The organism is Streptomyces sp. NPDC050145, assembly GCF_044460245.1.
Classification (GTDB): domain Bacteria; phylum Actinomycetota; class Actinomycetes; order Streptomycetales; family Streptomycetaceae; genus Streptomyces.
The window spans coordinates 128,258-144,975 of sequence record NZ_JBITJS010000019.1; the positions used below are offsets into that span (position 1 = coordinate 128,258).

Sequence of the window (16,718 nt, forward strand, 5' to 3'; positions counted from 1 at the left end):
GGGGGCCGACACCCTCATCCGCGGCGGGGCACATGATCGTCCTATTGCGTGAACAGACGCCTGTTCGGGGCGATTTCGGGGACGCGGCGCGCTATACCCGTCCCGTGCCGAAGACGCCCGTACGTCCTGCCCTGTCCCCTCGCCTGCTCGCCGCGGGCCTCGCCGCCGTGCTCGCCCTGGGCGGCGCGGCCCTCCCCGCGACCGCGTCGGCCGCGCCCCCGCCCCGTACCGCCGCCGCGACCCCGCACGCCCTCACCGGGGTCGCCTCGCTCGCGGCGGACCGGCTCGCGCTCGCCGACAAGGTGGCGGCCGCGAAGTACGGGACGTCGGCGCCGATCGACGACCCGGCGCGCGAGCGGCAGGTCCTCGACGACGTGGCCCGCCGGGCGGCGGCGCTCGGTCTCGACCCGGCGTGGGCGCAGGCCGTGTTCCGCGACCAGATGGAGGCCAACAAGCAGGTGCAGCGCGGCCTGTACGCCCGCTGGGACGCGCATCCCGAGGAGCGGCCCGCCGAGCGCCCGGACCTCGCGAAGGAGGTCCGCCCGGCGCTCGACCGCATCACGGCCGCGCTCCTCGACGCCCTGCGCGCGAGCGCCCCCGCCCGTACGTCACCGGCCTGTACCCCGCTGCTGACCTCGGCGGCCCTGCGCGCGGCGCACACGCACGGGTTCGACACGCTGCACGCGGGCGCGCTGGCCCGCGCGCTGCCTTCGGTGTGCGCCTAGCGGGCTGCTACGCCCAGTGCGCGGGCCGCTCCAGCCCCTGCGGCACGCGCGTGGTGGCGTCGCCGCGGGCCGCGTTGAGCTGGGCCTGGGTGAGGAACAGGGCGCCGGTGAGGTCGGCGCCGGTGAGGTTCGCGTCGCGCAGGTCGGCGCCGATGAGATCCGCGTGGCGCAGGTCGGCGCCGGTCAGGTCGGCGGCGACGAGGAGGGCTCCGCGCAGGGTGGCGCCGCGCAGGTCGGCCTTGCGCAGGCGGGCGCCCATGAGGTCGGCGCCCCGGTGGTTCTTCTTGCGGCCCGGCACCTGGGCGCGGACGAGATCACTGGCCTTGAGGAGCAGCGTGTTGACCTCGTCGCGGATCGCGGGCACGTCGGCGGCGAGCAGTTCCCCGGCGCTCGCGCGGGTGAGCCGCTCGAGGTCGGCGCGGGCCCGCTCGGCGTCGCGGTGCACGGGCCGGGCCCGGTCGAGGTCCAGCACGTCGGTCAAGTACCAGAGCAGTTCGTGCAGATGGCGCATGACGGGGAAGACCTCGTACATCTGCCGGGCGCTCTCGGGCCGTTCGCGCCAGCTGACGCCTTCGTAGGTGACCTGCGAGACCTTCTGGCCCGCGCCGAAGCAGTCGAAGACGGTGCACCCCGGGTACCCGCTGTCGCGCAACTTGGTGTGGATGCCGCACCGGAAGTCGTCCTGGAGGTTGCGGCACGGCGAACCCGCCGCCTTGTTCGCCGCGAAGTCGTGGGACTTGGCGAAGGGCAGCGCGACGCAGCACAGGCCGAAGCAGTCGCCGCAGTCGGCGACCAGATCGAGGCGCCGGCGGGCGGTGGAGGGGGCCTCGGCGGCAACGGGGTCGGGCGTGGTGCGGGGGGTTTCGCGGGAGGTCACGCCCCCATTGTCGCCGATCGCCCCCGCGCGCCCTCTTGTGGCCTTCGCGGCCCCGCGTCACCGTGGACGGCGTCCGGCACCGCCCCTCACCCCTGGGAGTCGACGTGGCCTCCTCCTTCGTCCTGCCGCACGCACTGCACGGCGACGGTCCGCACAAGGTGATCGCCGTTCACGGCTGGTTCGCCGACCGCTCGGCCTACGCGCCGGTCGTCCCCGATCTGGACCGTGCGTCCTTCCAGTACGCGCTGGTCGACCTGCGCGGCTACGGGGAGGCGAAGGACACCCCGGGCGCGTACACGACAGCGGAGGGCGCGGCCGACGTGCTGGACCTCGCGGACCGGCTCGGCTGGGAGCGCTTCTCGCTGATCGGGCACTCGATGGGCGGCAGCGTGGCCCAGCGCGTGGTCGCGACGGCCCCGCACCGGGTGCGGCGGCTCGCGGGCGTCTCGCCGGTCCCGGCGTCGGGTCTGCCGCTCCCGCCCGAGCAGTGGGAGTTGTTCTCCACGGCGGACACGAAGCCGGAGCACCGGCGGGCGATCCTCGACGTCACCACGGGCGGCGTGCGCCCGGCGGCGTGGCTGGACCGGATGGTGGAGCGTTCCCTCGCGGTCAGCGACGTGAAGGCGTTCCGTGCCTGGCTCGACTCGTGGAGCGGCGACGACTTCCACGCCGACCTGGAGGGCTGTACGACCCCTGCCCTCACCGTCACCGGCCAGCTCGACCCGGCGCTGTCGGCGGAGCTGATGCGCGGCACGTGGCTGCGCTGGTTCACCCGCGGCGAGCTCGTCGACCTGCCCGTGTGCGGCCACTACGCGATGGACGAGGCGCCGCTCGCGCTGATCAGGGTGGTGGAGGACTTCCTGCGGGCGGACGGCGCGTGAGCGGCGCGGTGCCGGACGTCTTCGACCCGCGGCTGTACGGTCACGGCGTCCCGCACGACCGGTACCGCGCCCTGCGCGACCGGCACCCCGTGGCCCGGCAGGCGGAACCGGCGGTCCTCGGCTGGCCCGAGGGCCCCGGTTTCTGGGCGGTGACCCGGCACGCGGACGTGGTGCGGGTCCTCAAGGACGCGGAGACCTACTCGTCGTTCCTGGGCGCCACCCAGATCCGCGACCCGGACCCGGCGGACCTGCCGTTCATCCGCGGCATGATGCTCAACCAGGACCCGCCGTCCCACGGCCGGCTGCGCCGCCTGGTCAGCCGGGCGTTCACGCCGCGCCGGGTGGAGGCGTTCGAGAGCGCGGTGCGTGAGCGGGCGGCGTCCCTGCTGGCCAAGGCCCTGGAGCCCGACGGCGCGGACACGGTGGACCTGGTCGGCACGGTCACCGACGACTACGCTCTGCTCAATCTCGCGGACCTGCTCGGTGTCCCGGAGTCGGACCGGGGGCTGATGCTGCACTGGACGCGCCGGGTCATCGGCTACCAGGACCCTGACGAGGCTGTCGAGGCGACCGCGGCCACGGAGGGCGGCCCGCCGGTGAACCCGCGCTCCCCGTCGGCGCTGGCCGACATGTTCGCGTACGCGGACGACCTGTCGGCCCACAAACGCGCGCACCCGGCCGACGACATCATGACGACGCTCGCCACGGACCCGGACCTGACGCCGCCCGAGCGCCAGATGTTCTTCTTCCTGCTCACGGTCGCGGGCAACGACACGGTGCGCAGCGCGGCCCCGGGCGGCGTGGCACTCCTGGCCGGGGACCCGTCCGCCTACGAGCGGCTGCGTTCGGGCCGGGCCGCCACGGCGACGGCCGTGGACGAACTGCTGCGCCGCCACCCGCCGGTGCTGACCTTCCGCCGCACGGCGGCCCGGGACACGACGCTCGCGGGCACGCGCATCGCGAAGGGCGACAAGGTCGTCGTGTTCCACGCGTCCGCCAACCACGACGAGCGGGTCTTCCCCGACCCGTTCCGCCTGGACCTGGACCGCTCCCCCAACCCGCACGTCTCCTTCGGCGACGGCCCGCACGTCTGCCTCGGCGCCCATTTCGCCCGGCTCCAGCTGCGCGTGCTCCACGAGGAGCTGGTCCGGGCGGCGCCGGAGCTGCGACTCGCGGAACCGCCGCGCCGGCTGGTGTCGAACTTCATCAACGGGATCAAGGAGCTGCGGGTGGTGCGGAGCTGAGCGCCCGACGGGCGTGCGGCCCACGTCCGGGAGTACGCGGCGCAGGCCCTCGGTCCGGGGGCCTGCACGTCCGGCTCAGCTGCGCACGAGTCCCTTGGCGTCGCGGGCCAGGGCCGTCAGGCGGGATATCGCGCGGAAGTACTTCTTGCGGTAGCCGCCGTTCAGCATCTCCTCGCTGAACAGCTGGTCGAAGGGCTCGCCCGAGGCCAGGACCGGGATCTCGCGGTCGTAGAGACGGTCGGCGAGGACCACGAGGCGCAGGGCGGTCGACTGGTCGGGGATCGCGCCGACCTCGGTGAGGCAGACCGCCGTGAGATGGTCCGTCAGGGCGCCGTAGCGGCTGGGGTGCACGCGCGCGAGGTGCTCGAGGAGGTGCGGGAAGTCGTCGAGCGAGGCGCCCTCGGTGGCGTACGCCGCCTTCGTGACCTGCTCCTCGGAGTACGGGGGCGGGGCCTCGGGCAGACCGCGGTGGCGGTAGTCCTCGCCGTCGATGCGCAGCGGGCGGAAGTGCGCGGACAGGCCCTGGATCTCGCGCAGGAAGTCCGCGGCGGCGAACCGGCCCTCGCCGAGCTTGCCCGGCAGCGTGTTCGACGTGGCGGCGAGGGCGACGCCCGCGTCGACCAGCTTGCCGAGCAGGCTGGAGACCAGCACGGTGTCGCCCGGGTCGTCGAGCTCGAACTCGTCGATGCACAGCAGTCGGTGGCCGCTCAGGGTCTTCACGGTCTGCTGGAAGCCCAGCGCGCCCACCAGGTTCGTCAGCTCGACGAAGGTGCCGAACGCCTTCTGCTCGGCGGGTGCCGCGGTGGCGTGCCACAGGGAGGCGAGCAGGTGGGTCTTGCCCACGCCGTAGCCGCCGTCGAGGTAGACGCCGCGCGGGGCGCTCGGCGCGAGGGCCGCCTTCCGGCCGAAGCCGAACAGGCCGCGCTTCTTGCCGGCGCCGTCGGCGGGCGCACCGAGCCCGGCGGCGAAGGAGCCGAGGATCTGGACGGCCTGCGTCTGGCTCGGCTGGTTCGGATCCGGGATGTACGTCTCGAAGCGGGCCGAGCTGAAGCGCGGCGGCGGCACCATCTCGGCGACGAGGCGCTCCGCCGGGACGTGCGGTTCGCGTGCGCACAGGGACAGCGGGCCCGCGTCGGTCAGGGGGGCGGTACCCGCATGGCGGATGTCTGCTGCTTCGGTGGAGGACGACACAGCTCCTCAGTCTAGGTGCCGTGCCAGACTGCACCCATGCGACGCCTGTTCCCTGTGACGTACGAAACAGCAGATCACCAGGGCCGGGAGGGGCGGGACGGCCCCACGGACGGTGAGTGGGGCCTCGACGCGCTCGCCGACGCCTACGCCTACCCCGACCTGGCCGAGGGGGACGTGTGGCTGCGCGCCAACATGGTCTCCACCCTGGACGGCGCGGCCCAGCACGACGGCCGCTCCCAGCCCATCTCCTGCCCGACCGACATGCGGATCTTCGGCGTCCTGCGCGGACTCGCCGACGTGGTCGTCGTCGGGGCCGAGACCGTCCGTCTGGAGGGGTACCGGCCGGCCCGCGCCCGGGAGGCCTTCGCGGCGCGGCGGGAGGCGGCGGGGCAGGGTCCGGTCCCGTCGATCGCCGTGATCACCGGCAGCCTGAACCTGGACTTCACCCTTCCGCTCTTCACGCAGCCGCTGGTCCCGACGTACGTGATCACCGGCGCGGGGGCTCCGCCCGACCGGGTCGAGGTGGCGCGCCAGGCGGGCGCGGAGGTGCTGATCGCGGGCGAGGGCCGGGCGGTGGATCCGGACCGCGCGGTGAAGGCGCTGGCCGAGCGCGGGCACCGGCGGCTGCTCACGGAGGGCGGGCCGCGGATGCTGGGTCAGTTCGTCGCCGCGCAGGTGCTCGACGAGCTCTGTCTGACGCTCTCGCCGATGCTCACGGCGGGCGACGCGCAGCGCATCGCGAGGGGTTCCACTCTTGCCGTGCCGGAACGTTTCGACCTGGCATCTCTTCTGGAGGAGGACGGATTCCTCTTCTCCCGGTACCGGTGTCGCCGACACTCGACGGAATGAGTCGTTCCGTTTCGCTTCCGCTGGGCACACTAAAACTCGCAGACCCCGTGCGGCCACGGGGCAGGATGGTTTCCGCAGGTCCCCAGTGACCCGCTCCCGGGCGGGCCACGGTAGGAGAAGAAGGGCGCCCGTCGTGTTCACGAGCGTATTGATGATCGAGAAGGCCCTGACGTCCGCCGACGTGGAGTTCGTCACGACCTTGCACGGCGACGAAGAGGTCTCCTTCCACGTGTTGCTCCAGCCCCGCGGAGACCAGGCCGACCGCCTGCTGCGGGCCATCGACGACGTCGCGATGGGCGAACTGGACGAGGCGGCCAAGGAACGTGACGTCCCCGAGGGCGACGACGCCAGAGGCCCCGCCGAGCAGGCCCTCGCGGTCTCGCTCACGGCCCTGCACCAGGCCGGCTGCGCCGCCGAGGGGAGCCTCGTCGAGGACCACCCGCTCGACGCGCTGAAGACCCAGGTGGACGAGGTCGACGCGGACGAGGTCATCGTCCTCACCGACCCGCACTACGTCGAGGAGTTCTTCCACCGCGACTGGGCCTCCCGAGCCCGCCACAAGGTCGGCGTCCCGGTCCTCAAGCTCTTCTCCCACAGCAAGGCGTAGCGCCTGCCGGCGGGACCGGGTCCGGCCGGGCCGGGGCGCGGCGCGGCGCGGGCTTTCGGCGGCCCGGCGCCGGGGAGCGCGGTCCGTTGGGGCGGCCGCCCGGAGAGCCACCCACCGGACCGCCCGCGGCCTGCACCACTGGGCCCGCCCGCGGCCCCCTTCACCGAGCCCACCCACGACCCCGTTCACCAAGCCCGCCACATACCGCTCCCCGCCCCGGGGTGCGGGACGGGGCCTGTCGAGGCAATAGGCTGGGGCGGGGCCGTGGTCGTTGCGAGCGCGGACCCGGCACGGCCGGTACGTCACCGGCACCTCAGAGGACTCAGGGGAGACACACCTATGGCACCGGGCCTTCCTACCGCCATGGACCGACCGCACTTCATCGGCATCGGCGGCGCCGGAATGTCGGGCATCGCCAAGATCCTCACCCAGCGCGGCGCCCGCGTCGCCGGCAGCGACGCGCGCGAGTCCGCGACCGCCGAGGCCCTGCGCGCGCTCGGCGCCACGGTCCACATCGGGCACGACGCCGCGCACGTCGCCCCGGACACCACCGCGATCGTGGTCTCCTCCGCGATCCGCGAGGACAACCCGGAGCTGGCCCGCGCCAAGGAGCTCGGCATCCCCGCCGTGCACCGCTCCGACGCCCTCGCCGCCCTCATGGACGGCCTGCGCCCCATCGCGGTGGCCGGCACCCACGGCAAGACCACCACCACGTCGATGCTCGCGGTGTCCCTGTCCGCCCTCGGCCTGAACCCGTCCTACGCGATCGGCGGCGACCTCGACGCCCCGGGTTCGAACGCGCTGCACGGCGAGGGCGACATCTTCGTCGCCGAGGCCGACGAGTCGGACCGCAGCTTCCACAAGTACGCGCCGGAAGTCGCGATCATCCTCAACGTCGAGCTCGACCACCACGCCAACTACGCGTCGATGGACGAGATCTACGACTCCTTCGAGACCTTCACCTCGAAGATCGTCCCAGGCGGCACCCTCGTCATCGCCGCCGACCAGGCCGGCGCCGTCGAGCTCACCCGCCGCATCCGCGACACGACGTCCCTCAAGGTCGTCACGTACGGCGAGTCGGAGTCCTCCGACATCCGCATCCACAAGATCACCCCGCGCGGCCTCGCCAGCGAGGTGACGGTTCTGCTCGACGGCAAGCTGCTCACCTTCACCGTCTCGGTCCCCGGCCGCCACTACGCGCACAACGCGGTCGCGGCCCTCGCCGCGGGCGTCGCCCTCGGCATCCCGGCCCGGAACCTGGCCTCCGCGCTCAAGGCGTACACCGGCGTCAAGCGCCGCCTCCAGCTCAAGGGCGAGGTGAACGGCGTACAGGTCATCGACTCCTACGCCCACCACCCCACCGAGATGACGGCCGACCTGGAGGCCATGCGTTCCGCCGCCGGCGACGCCCGCATCCTCGTCCTCTTCCAGCCGCACCTCTTCTCCCGCACCCAGGAGCTCGGCAAGGAGATGGGCGACGCCCTGGCCCTCGCCGACGCCTCCGTCGTCCTCGACATCTACCCGGCCCGCGAGGACCCGATCCCGGGGATCACCAGCGCCCTGATCATCGACGCGGCCCGCGCCGCGGGCGCCGACGTGCAGGCCGCGTCGGACAAGGACGCCGCCGTCGCCGCGATCGCGGGAATGGCCAAGCCCGGCGATCTCGTTCTCACCATGGGCGCGGGCGACGTCACGGAGCTCGGCCCGCGGATCCTGACCCACCTGGAGGGATGAGCACATGTCGTACGACGTCGAGAAGCCGGACGAGCAGTGGCGCGCGGAGCTGAACCCGGCGGAGTACGCGGTACTGCGCCAGGCCGGCACGGAGCCCGCCTTCGTCGGTGAGTACACGGACACCAAGACGCAGGGCGTCTACTCCTGCCGCGCCTGCGGCGCCGAGCTCTTCACATCCACGGAGAAGTTCGAGTCGCACTGCGGCTGGCCGTCCTTCTACGACCCGAAGGACTCGGACGCCGTGGAGCTGATCGAGGATCGCTCGCACGGCATGGTGCGCACCGAGGTCCGCTGCTCCCGCTGCGGCTCCCACCTCGGCCACGTCTTCGAGGGCGAGGGCTACGCCACCCCGACGGACCAGCGGTACTGCATCAACTCGATCTCGCTGCGGCTGACGCCCGAGTCCGACTGACCCCCGCTCGCTCTCAGCCCGGGCCGCGCCCGGCCCCGGAACGGTCCCGCTCGGCCATCTGCCTGATGACCCCGAGCGGGATCGCCGTGTTCCGGGCCGCGTCCTCGGCGGTGCCGCGATCGCGCAGCAGCGTGACGAGGACGTGCGCGGGCAGCCGGGAACAGCGGGCGGCCGCCGCCCGAACGGCCGCCTCGGGGTCGTCGAGGAGCCGGACCGCACCGAGGCGGCTCAGGCGTGGGTCCACCGCGGCACGGAGGCGGACCTCGTGGTGCGGGTCCAGGGTGAAGCGTTCGACGAGTTCCGGCGTGGAGTCCGGGTCGTCCAGGGCCAGTCGGCGCATCCGCGGATCACTGTCGCCGGCGTACCGCAGGAGGCCGGCCTGCGGGCAGTCCGGATGGGCGAGCAGGGCGTCGATCGACTCCGCGGGCAACGGGCGGCCGTGGAACCGCCGTGTGCGGACCATGAGGTCGACGCGGAGGTCGTCGGGCAGCGCCGGGTTGGACAGCAGCCCGGTCGCCCACCGTTCCCGTGTCGCCGGCAGCACCCGGAGCCTGCCGAACAGCCCCTCCCACGCCGCGGCCCGCTCCTCGTCGCTCTCCGCCCGTGCCAGGCGCCGGGCCCGCCGCTCCTGGTGGGCCGGCAGGTCGTCGATGACGATCAGCCAGATCTCGTACTCCTCGGTGGTGACGCCGAGGAGGGTCCGCCCGTCCGAGGAGAGCGTCAGGAACTCCGGGCAGCGGGGCTGACTCCGCAGCACCTCCGCGAGCCGCCACTCCTGTCCGAGCCGGACCCGGAACCAGCCGCCGTCGCCCAGGGTGACGAGGAAGCCCCCGTCCTCCTCGTCGAACAGGCCGTGCGCGGTGGCCAGCCGGAACCACTCCGCGTCGGTGGCGGCGAGCGGATCGGCGGAGTCGAGCCGGACGACGGCGGTCGGTACCGCGTCTCCCGCCACGATCGGACGCAGCGCCGCCCGGGTCGGGACGGCACCGGCTCCGCCACGCCTGCCGCCCGCGTCCTCCAGGCCCGCCTCGGCAAGCCTGGCGGACGCGGGGGGGTGAGGTCCATGGCCTCGATCCTGGCACAGGGGCAGAAGTCCCCGGGCCTCCGTCCGGGGAGCGTGCTACGCGCGTGGTTCCCGTGGCGAAAGTCGCGTGATAGACACAGCCGGGTCACAGTTCCTGTCCGCCAGCAGGAGGTTGCACCCATGTCACGCACGTCAGATGCACGGCAGTCCGCGACACGACGTCAGATGCTCGCCCGGACCGGCGCGTTGGGCGCGGGCATCGCCTTCGCCGGGAGCCTCGGGGAGCTGTTCGCCGGTTCGGCGGCGGCGCAGGGCCGCAGCGGTTACGGCGACCTGGTGTCCGACCCGGCCGGGCTGCTCGACCTGCCGAAAGGCTTCCGCTACAAAGTCCTCTCGCGCGAGGGCGATCCACTGCGCTCCGGCGAGGGCAAGGTGCCCAGCAACCACGACGGCATGACCGCCCTGAAGGGTAGAGGCGGCCGGGTCCACCTGGTGCGCAACCACGAGAACCGGGTCACCGCGAAGATCGGCGTCCCGACCGTCGAGGGACTCACCTACGACCCGATGGGCAAGGGCGGCTGTACGGCCCTCACCCTCGACCGCGACAACAACGTGCTGTCCGAGCGGGTCGGCATCGCCGGCACGGCGGTCAACTGCGCGGGCGGGCCCACCCCGTGGGGCACCTGGCTGACCTGCGAGGAGACCGAGGACAAGGCGGGGACGAACGGGTACACGAAGGACCACGGCTTCATCTTCGAGGTCGACCCGGCCGACCCCCACCGCTCGGGCGCGGTGCCGCTGACCGCGATGGGCCGCTACCAGCACGAGGCGATCGCGATCGATCCCCGGCGCGGGATCGTGTACGAGACCGAGGACGCGTTCCAGTCGCCGTTCGGCCTCTTCTACCGCTTCCTGCCGAACCGGCCCGAGGGCGGTCTCGGTTCGCTGCGCGCGGGCGGCCGGCTCCAGGCGATGCGGGTTCCGGGGGTGCCGGACCTGTCCGCCGTCCAGGAGACCGGCGCGAGCTTCGACGGAATCGAGTGGGTCGACGTGCCCGACCCGCTGGCCGCGCAGACCCCGATCCGCAACCAGGACTTCGGCCCGAAGGGCATCACCCACGCCCAGAAGCTGGAGGGCTGCTACTGGGGCGGCAACTGCGTCTACTTCGTGTCCTCGTACGCGCGCAGCCGCGAGGGCTCGGCCGGCGACCACTTCGGGCAGATCTGGCGCTACGACCCGGCCGCCCGCCGCCTCACCCTCGTGATCGTCTTCGGGCCCGGCACCGACCTCCAGCTGCCCGGCGAGGAGCCGGACAACATCTGCCTCGCGCCGAGCGGCGGCCTGATGGTGTGCGAGGACGGCGCGGGCGCGCAGCACGTGTTTGGCGTGACACGCAAGGGTGAGGTGTACGCGATGGCGCGCGGGCGGCAGAACATCGGGACGCCGGACGCGCCGGAGTGGGGCGAGTTCGCGGGCGTCACCTTCTCGCCCGACGGCGACACGATGTACGTCAACTGCTACACGCCCGGTACGACGTTCGCGGTGACCGGCCCCTGGCACCGTTAGGGTCGGTCCGCCCGCGGGTTCTCCCGGGCGACCGGGAACCCGCGGGTGGAGGCCTGACATGACCAGCAAGTTCACGGAACTGGCGATCGACTGCGCCGATCCGGAGGGGCTCGCCGGGTTCTGGTGCCTCGTGCTCGGCTACGTGGTGCAGGGGCGCGAGGAGGGCGTGGTGTCGATCGGCTCGCCCCAGGTGCCCGAGGGCAAGGAGCGGCCGGGTCCGGTGCCGCCGACGCTCACCTTCGCGCGCGTGCCCGAGGGCAAGGCCGTGAAGAACCGGCTGCACATCGACGTGAACCCGACCGACACGGGCCAGGCCGGCGAGGTGGCCCGGCTGCTCTCCCTCGGTGCCCGGCCCGCGGACGTCGGTCAGGGCGACGACGTCAGCTGGGTGACCCTGCACGACCCGGAGGGCAACGAGTTCTGCGTGCTGGCCACCCGCTGTCCCTGAGCGGCCCGGGGCACGGGCGCGAGCCCGGTGCGGGTGGCGGGCGGGCCCGGCGCCGAGCAGGATCGGGAGCACCTGCTCCGGTCCGAGAGGTCCGGTCCGAAAGGGGTGCGCGGTGGCGAAGAACGGCGGCGAGAAGGGCGCGGGGAAGACCGGGAGGAAGCAGCCGGGGCCCGTACCGCTGCGCGAGCTGCTGCGGGTGCCCGTGGGCGAGCGCGTCGACCTGTCGTCCTACGACACGGCGGGTACGCCCGGCGGCCCGCGCGACAAGGCCGAGGGTGTCGCGGCGAGCGCCCGCGCGGGCGAGCGGCTCGCGGAGCTCCAGGAGCGGTTGTGGGCGGCCGGTTCGGCGGGCGGCGACCGGCGCCGGGTGCTGCTGATCCTCCAGGGCATGGACACCAGCGGGAAGGGCGGCACGGTCAAGCACGTGATCGGCCACTTCAACCCGTCCGGCTGCCGCATCAAGGCCTTCAAGGCGCCGACGGCGGACGAGCTCAAGCACCCGTTCCTGTGGCGGATCGCGCGGGCACTCCCCGAGCCGGGCGAGATCGGCATCTTCGACCGCTCCCAGTACGAGGACGTCCTGATCGCCCGTGTGCGGGACCTGGTCCCGCGCGACCGGCTGGCCCGCTGCTACGAGGAGATCAACCGCTTCGAGCGGTCCCTCGCCGAGGACGGCGTGACGGTCGTGAAGTGCTTCCTGCACATCTCCTACGCGCAGCAGAAGCGCCGCCTCCTGGAGCGGCTCGACAACCCGGACAAGTACTGGAAGTTCGACCCGGGCGACATCGAGGACCGGGCGCTGTGGCCCGCCTACCAGGAGGCGTACGAACTCGCCCTGGAGCGCTGCTCCACGGAGACGGCCCCCTGGTACGTGGTCCCCGCCGACCGGAAGTGGTACCGGAACTGGGCGATCAGCCGTCTCCTCCTGGAGCATCTGGAGGAACTCGATCCGCAGTACCCGAAGGCGGACTTCGACGTGGCGCAGTGCCGGGACCGGCTGCTGGCGATGCCGTGACGTGAACGCGCCGCACGACGCCCGCACTTGGGGCGCCGGCCCACATGCCGCGCCGGTCGCGTGGGCAGGGTGGCCCTATGACTTCACCATCCGCACACACATGGGAATTCACCGACGACCGCGGTCACCGGGCCGCAGCCCCCGGCGTTCCGGAGCGGATCGTCGCGTACATCCAGGCCGGAGCCGGGCTGCACGATCTCGGGGTGACGCCTGTCGGGATCTTCGGCTCGTACCACGACGGGGAGCGGGCGGACCGGGCGAAGGCCGGCGGGCTGCCGCTCGGGGACGTGGCGTATCTGGGGGCGGGCGCGGGGCTCGGCCTCGACGACGTGCTCGGGGTGCGCCCGGATCTGGTGGTGGCGCTCACCTACGGGGGCGGGCAGGTGTACGGGATCGAGCCGGACACGGCGAAGCACCTGGAGGAGCAGGTCCCGGTCGTGGTGTTCGACGTGGGCCAGGGGCGGAGCCTGGCGGACGTGCGGGAGCGGTTCGCGGAGCTCGGCGCCTCGCTCGGGGCGGGCGAGGCGCCGGCCGCCGGGGTGGCGCTGGCGCGGGCCGAGCGGGAGCTGGCGGAGGCCGCGGGCGCGGCGGGCGGGGTGCGGGTGCTCGCGCTGTCGCCGGGCGGGCCGGACAGCGTGCATCTGGCGCGGCCCGCGAAGTGGCCGGACCTGAGCGCGCTCACCGCCCTCGGCGTCGCGACGGTCGAGCCGCCCGAGGGCCCGGGGGCCAACTGGCACACGGGCGGCTGGCCGGACGCCGCCGCGCTCGCCCCGGACGTCGTCCTGCTGGACGCCCGGGCGAACGCGGCACCGGAGGCGGCGTACGGGACGGACCCGGCGTGGGCGGAGCTGGCCGGCCGGGCGGCGGTCCTGCCGTGGAACCCGGAGATCCCACCGAGCGCGACGGCCCACGCGACGCTCCACCGGACCCTGACGGAGGCGCTGCGCGCACGACGGGCCTGAGCCGGGGGCCGCGTGAGCCGAGCCGAGGCGACCCCGAGCCAGGGCAGCAGACGCCGAGCGCGGCCTTGCGCCGGTCGGAGCAATGACGTGGGGGGCACGGGGCGGGGAGCCGAGGCCTGCCCGGTATGACGCATTTGTAGGCTTATCGTCTCGGCGTGATCACCTCCGTACGCCGCACCGTGTCGACCTGCGTCCTCGCCGCCCTCGCCCTCGGTGCCGCCGGCTGCTCGGGCGGCGGCACCGGGCCCGCGCACCCCGCCCGCGCCGACCGGCCCGCCCAGAGCCCGACGGCCGCCCCCTCCCCCGCGGGCGCGCCCACGCTCGCCCCCGGGCCCGGGGGCCTCACCCGTGTCTTCAAGAACGCGCCCCGGTCGAAGGAGCGCGTCGTGGCGCTGACCTTCGACGCCGACATGACCGCCGACCAGGGTCCGCGGGCGGCGGCCGGCGAGCACTTCGACCACCCTCAGCTCATCTCCACGCTCCGCAGACTGAAGGTGCCGGCCACGGTCTTCATGACGGGGCGCTGGGCCGACCAGTACCCGGCCGAGGCCCACGACATCGGCGCCGACCCGCTCTTCGAGGTCGCCAACCACTCGTACAGCCACTACGCCTTCACGGACGACTGCTACGGCCTGCCCACCGTGCCGCCGGACCGGATGCGCACGGACGTCGAGCGGGCCTTCACCGCGTTCCGCAAGGCCGGGGTCGAGCACGTCGTGCCGTACTTCCGCTTCCCCGGGGGCTGTTACGACAAGCGGGCGCTGCGGGCCCTCACCCCGGCAGGGGTCACGGCCGTGCAGTGGGACGTGGTGAGCGGCGACGCGTTCGCCACCGACGCGGACGCGGTGGCGCGGCAGGTCCTCGACGGGGTGCGGCCGGGTTCGGTCGTCGTCCTGCACTGCACGCGCAGCGCGGCCCCGACGACGGAGCGCGTGGTGCGCACGGTCGTGCCGGAACTGCGCAGGAAGGGCTACCGGTTCGTACGCGTCTCCCAGCTGATCGGGGCCGCACGCCAAGAGTGAGCGACGTGCCCTCCGGTCAACGGCGGGACGCCAGGGCGCAGGCCGCCGCCGCGCAGGCCCCCGCCAGCACGGCCGCGCCCAGGAAAGGCAGCGCGGGCAGCGGGATCTCGCCCCGCTGGGAGCCGGTGATCAGGGCCGTCACGGCGGAGCGTGCCGGGGAGCCGGGGGCCACGAGGGCGAGCAGGGTGCCGAGCAGGAGCGTGGCCACGCCCGCCCCGGTGCCCCGGATCACCGGCCACGTGGTCAGGGCGCCCACCGCGGTGCCGGCCAGGGCGCAGGTCCAGGCCGCGAGGAGTCCGGCGCCGGCCGCGGGCAGTACCGCGATCCGCACCCGGTGGTCCGTGCTCACCCCGTCCGCGAGGAGCGCCACGAAGAGGGTGGCGAGGGCGCCGAGCAGGGCGGTCGCGAGCAGGGCGGTGAGCAGGCTCGCGAGGTGCGCCCGCCACGGCGTGGTCGCCGCGGCCGTGCAACCGCGGGCCGCGGGCGGCTCGTTGGAGACGCAGATCCGGGCCAGCCAGGCGCCGGCCGGCAACAGGCCCGCCGCCGCGTAGCCGAGCGAGTCGAGGACCGGCTGCCCGCCCTGGAGGCCGATCGCCAGGACCGCCGCGTACAGCACGACGGGCGCGAGCCAGCGCTGGGAGCGCAGCAGGAGTCCGGACTGGTAGGCGAGCAGGGCCGTGGTCATCGGGGCTCCGTGGAGGTGGGCGATTCGGTTCGGACGGCGACGACGTGCCACGGCGGCCGAGCTCCCAGCAGCGCGCGCAGGACGGCGTCGGAGTGCGAGGCGGGCGTGGTGACCCGGACGGTACGAGCGTCTAGGCGGGTCAGGGTGTGCGGCTGCGGGAGGCCGGTCGGCTCGTGCCCCGGCCTGGTCGCCTCCACCACGACGGAGCACCTCTCGGCGGCGTCGGCCGCGCCCGCCGGACCGCCTGGATCGTGGTCGACGTGCTCGAGGCCGGTCCACGCCGCGTCGGCCGTGCCTGACGGAGATCGCGGATCATGGTCGAGGTGGCCGGTGCCGCCGCCCGCCGCGCGCCCGGCCACGCCCGCCTCCGGCACGGGCGCGACCCGGCCCCCGGCGACCTCGCACACCGTGTCCTCCGCAACCCCCGGGTGGCGCGGATCGTCGTCTACGCGGACGACGGCACCGTCGGCCCCCGCATGCCCGGAGCCAACCCCCTCCAGCGCGCCGCGGACGGCGGGATCGAGGCCCGAGAACGTCGAATCCGACGCAGGCGACACCCGGCCCCCACCGCTCTCGCACACCGCCTCGGCCGCCCCCGCCGGACGGCGCGGGTCATGGTCGACGGCCCCGTCGGCCGCCACGCGCTCCGCCACGCCCCCCTCCAGCTCGCCGCGCGCGGCGGGATCGAGGCCCGAGAACGTCGAATCCGACGCAGGCGACACCCGGCCCCCACCGCTCTCGCACACCGCCTCAGCCGCCCCCGCCGGACGGCGCGGGCCCGCCCACTCCCCGGCCGCCACACGCGCAACCCGGCCCTCTGCCACCTCGTACACCGCGTCCGCCGCGCCCGCCAGGCGGTGCGGGTCGTGGTCGACGTAGACGACGGTGCCGCCCGCCGCCGTGCGTTCGGCCACGGCCCGGTCCAGTTCGTCGCGGGCGGCGGGGTCGAGGCCCGTCCACGCCTCGTCCAGGATCAGCAACTCCGGTGCGGCGAGGAGCGCCTGGGCGACGGCCACCTTCTGGCTGCTGCCCTTGGAGAGCTCGGCGAGCGGGGTGTCCGCGTACGCGGCGGCGCCGAAGCGCTCCAGTTGTTCGCGGGCCCGCCGGCTCGCCTCGGCGCGGGCCAGGCCATGGATGCGGCCCAGGTGGGTGAGGTAGCCGAGCGCGGTGAACGGCAGGGCGCCGGGGAAGCGTTCGGGGACGTAGGCGGTACGGGGACGGCCCAGGACGCGGCCGGTGCCGGGGGCGTCGATCCCCGCCATGACGCGCAACAGGGTCGATTTCCCCGAGCCGTTGGCTCCGCGCACCCGGATCAGGGCGCCGGCCGGCACGTCGAGGTCGACGTCGCGCAGGACCCAGGGTCCGCGGAGTCCGTAGCGGCGTCCGACGCGGCGGAGGGCGAGCGGTCCCGTGGGCGGTGCGGTCGGGGTCGGCATGGCGACCATCGTGGCGCATCACGGCGGCGTGTGGGGCGGC

The 16,718-nt window shown here is 74.1% G+C and carries 16 protein-coding genes and 1 pseudogene; 12 read left to right on the plus strand and 5 right to left on the minus strand.

The window, feature by feature from the left end; genetic code table 11:
- Positions 1 to 104 precede the first annotated feature (104 nt).
- Entirely contained in the window at positions 105 to 725 is a 621-nt protein-coding gene (locus ACIBTU_RS32090) for a chorismate mutase (RefSeq protein ID WP_399130169.1), read from the plus strand.
- A 7-nt stretch (positions 726 to 732) separates the two neighbouring features.
- Here the strand turns inward: ACIBTU_RS32090 and ACIBTU_RS32095 are convergent, their stop codons facing one another.
- Complete coding sequence (locus ACIBTU_RS32095) at positions 733 to 1,521, minus strand: pentapeptide repeat-containing protein (protein WP_399130218.1); 789 nt, start codon at positions 1,519 to 1,521, stop codon at positions 733 to 735.
- 185 nt (positions 1,522 to 1,706) lie between these two features.
- Here ACIBTU_RS32095 and ACIBTU_RS32100 point away from each other — a divergent pair, with 185 nt between their 5' ends.
- Complete coding sequence (locus ACIBTU_RS32100) at positions 1,707 to 2,483, plus strand: alpha/beta fold hydrolase (protein WP_399130170.1); 777 nt, start codon at positions 1,707 to 1,709, stop codon at positions 2,481 to 2,483.
- The gene (locus ACIBTU_RS32105; RefSeq protein WP_399130171.1) at positions 2,480 to 3,727 is read left to right on the plus strand and encodes a cytochrome P450; all 1,248 of its coding nucleotides are present in this window, start codon (positions 2,480 to 2,482) and stop codon (positions 3,725 to 3,727) included. The genes ACIBTU_RS32100 and ACIBTU_RS32105 overlap by 4 nt, the downstream gene beginning before the upstream one ends.
- 75 nt (positions 3,728 to 3,802) lie before the next feature.
- On the opposite strand, the gene zapE is transcribed toward ACIBTU_RS32105, so the two are convergent.
- A complete protein-coding gene (gene zapE, locus ACIBTU_RS32110; protein ID WP_399130172.1) occupies positions 3,803 to 4,918 on the minus strand; it encodes a cell division protein ZapE in 1,116 nt (371 codons plus the stop codon).
- 36 nt (positions 4,919 to 4,954) lie between these two features.
- On the opposite strand from zapE, the gene ACIBTU_RS32115 reads away from it, so the two are divergent.
- The 4 genes from ACIBTU_RS32115 to msrB all read left to right on the plus strand — a co-directional run bounded on the left by ACIBTU_RS32115 (position 4,955) and on the right by msrB (position 8,520).
- Entirely contained in the window at positions 4,955 to 5,767 is an 813-nt protein-coding gene (locus ACIBTU_RS32115; RefSeq protein WP_399130173.1) for a pyrimidine reductase family protein, read from the plus strand.
- 133 nt (positions 5,768 to 5,900) lie between these two features.
- Positions 5,901 to 6,374 carry an indole-3-glycerol phosphate synthase gene (locus ACIBTU_RS32120; protein ID WP_399130174.1) on the plus strand — a complete coding sequence of 158 codons (474 nt, stop codon included), beginning with the start codon at positions 5,901 to 5,903 and terminating at the stop codon, positions 6,372 to 6,374.
- 339 nt (positions 6,375 to 6,713) lie between these two features.
- Positions 6,714 to 8,108, plus strand: a complete 1,395-nt coding sequence (murC, locus tag ACIBTU_RS32125; protein ID WP_399130175.1) for a UDP-N-acetylmuramate--L-alanine ligase — start codon at positions 6,714 to 6,716, stop codon at positions 8,106 to 8,108.
- A 4-nt stretch (positions 8,109 to 8,112) separates the two neighbouring features.
- Positions 8,113 to 8,520 carry a peptide-methionine (R)-S-oxide reductase MsrB gene (gene msrB / locus ACIBTU_RS32130; protein WP_399130176.1) on the plus strand — a complete coding sequence of 136 codons (408 nt, stop codon included), beginning with the start codon at positions 8,113 to 8,115 and terminating at the stop codon, positions 8,518 to 8,520.
- A 13-nt stretch (positions 8,521 to 8,533) separates the two neighbouring features.
- Here msrB and ACIBTU_RS32135 read toward each other — a convergent pair whose 3' ends face one another.
- Positions 8,534 to 9,472 (minus strand): hypothetical protein, encoded by a 939-nt coding sequence (locus ACIBTU_RS32135; RefSeq protein ID WP_399130177.1) that lies wholly within the window; start codon positions 9,470 to 9,472, stop codon positions 8,534 to 8,536.
- 252 nt (positions 9,473 to 9,724) lie between these two features.
- On the opposite strand from ACIBTU_RS32135, the gene ACIBTU_RS32140 reads away from it, so the two are divergent.
- The 5 genes from ACIBTU_RS32140 to ACIBTU_RS32160 all read left to right on the plus strand — a co-directional run bounded on the left by ACIBTU_RS32140 (position 9,725) and on the right by ACIBTU_RS32160 (position 14,557).
- Positions 9,725 to 11,110 carry an alkaline phosphatase PhoX gene (locus ACIBTU_RS32140; protein WP_399130178.1) on the plus strand — a complete coding sequence of 462 codons (1,386 nt, stop codon included), beginning with the start codon at positions 9,725 to 9,727 and terminating at the stop codon, positions 11,108 to 11,110.
- Positions 11,111 to 11,168: 58 nt separating this feature from the next.
- Entirely contained in the window at positions 11,169 to 11,558 is a 390-nt protein-coding gene (locus ACIBTU_RS32145; protein ID WP_399130179.1) for a VOC family protein, read from the plus strand.
- Between the two features lie 178 nt (positions 11,559 to 11,736).
- Positions 11,737 to 12,573 carry a PPK2 family polyphosphate kinase gene (locus tag ACIBTU_RS32150; protein WP_399130219.1) on the plus strand — a complete coding sequence of 279 codons (837 nt, stop codon included), beginning with the start codon at positions 11,737 to 11,739 and terminating at the stop codon, positions 12,571 to 12,573.
- Positions 12,574 to 12,650: 77 nt separating this feature from the next.
- Positions 12,651 to 13,535, plus strand: coding sequence for an ABC transporter substrate-binding protein (locus ACIBTU_RS32155; RefSeq protein WP_399130180.1), 885 nt, complete (start codon positions 12,651 to 12,653; stop codon positions 13,533 to 13,535).
- 155 nt (positions 13,536 to 13,690) lie between these two features.
- A complete protein-coding gene (locus tag ACIBTU_RS32160) occupies positions 13,691 to 14,557 on the plus strand; it encodes a polysaccharide deacetylase family protein (RefSeq protein WP_399130181.1) in 867 nt (288 codons plus the stop codon).
- Between the two features lie 16 nt (positions 14,558 to 14,573).
- Here ACIBTU_RS32160 and ACIBTU_RS32165 read toward each other — a convergent pair whose 3' ends face one another.
- Both ACIBTU_RS32165 and ACIBTU_RS32170 read right to left on the minus strand, forming a co-directional pair.
- Positions 14,574 to 15,242, minus strand: coding sequence for an ABC transporter (locus ACIBTU_RS32165; RefSeq protein ID WP_399130182.1), 669 nt, complete (start codon positions 15,240 to 15,242; stop codon positions 14,574 to 14,576).
- Between the two features lie 817 nt (positions 15,243 to 16,059).
- Positions 16,060 to 16,678: pseudogene (locus ACIBTU_RS32170) on the minus strand (ATP-binding cassette domain-containing protein); the annotation flags it as partial.
- Between the last annotated feature and the right edge of the window lie 40 nt (positions 16,679 to 16,718).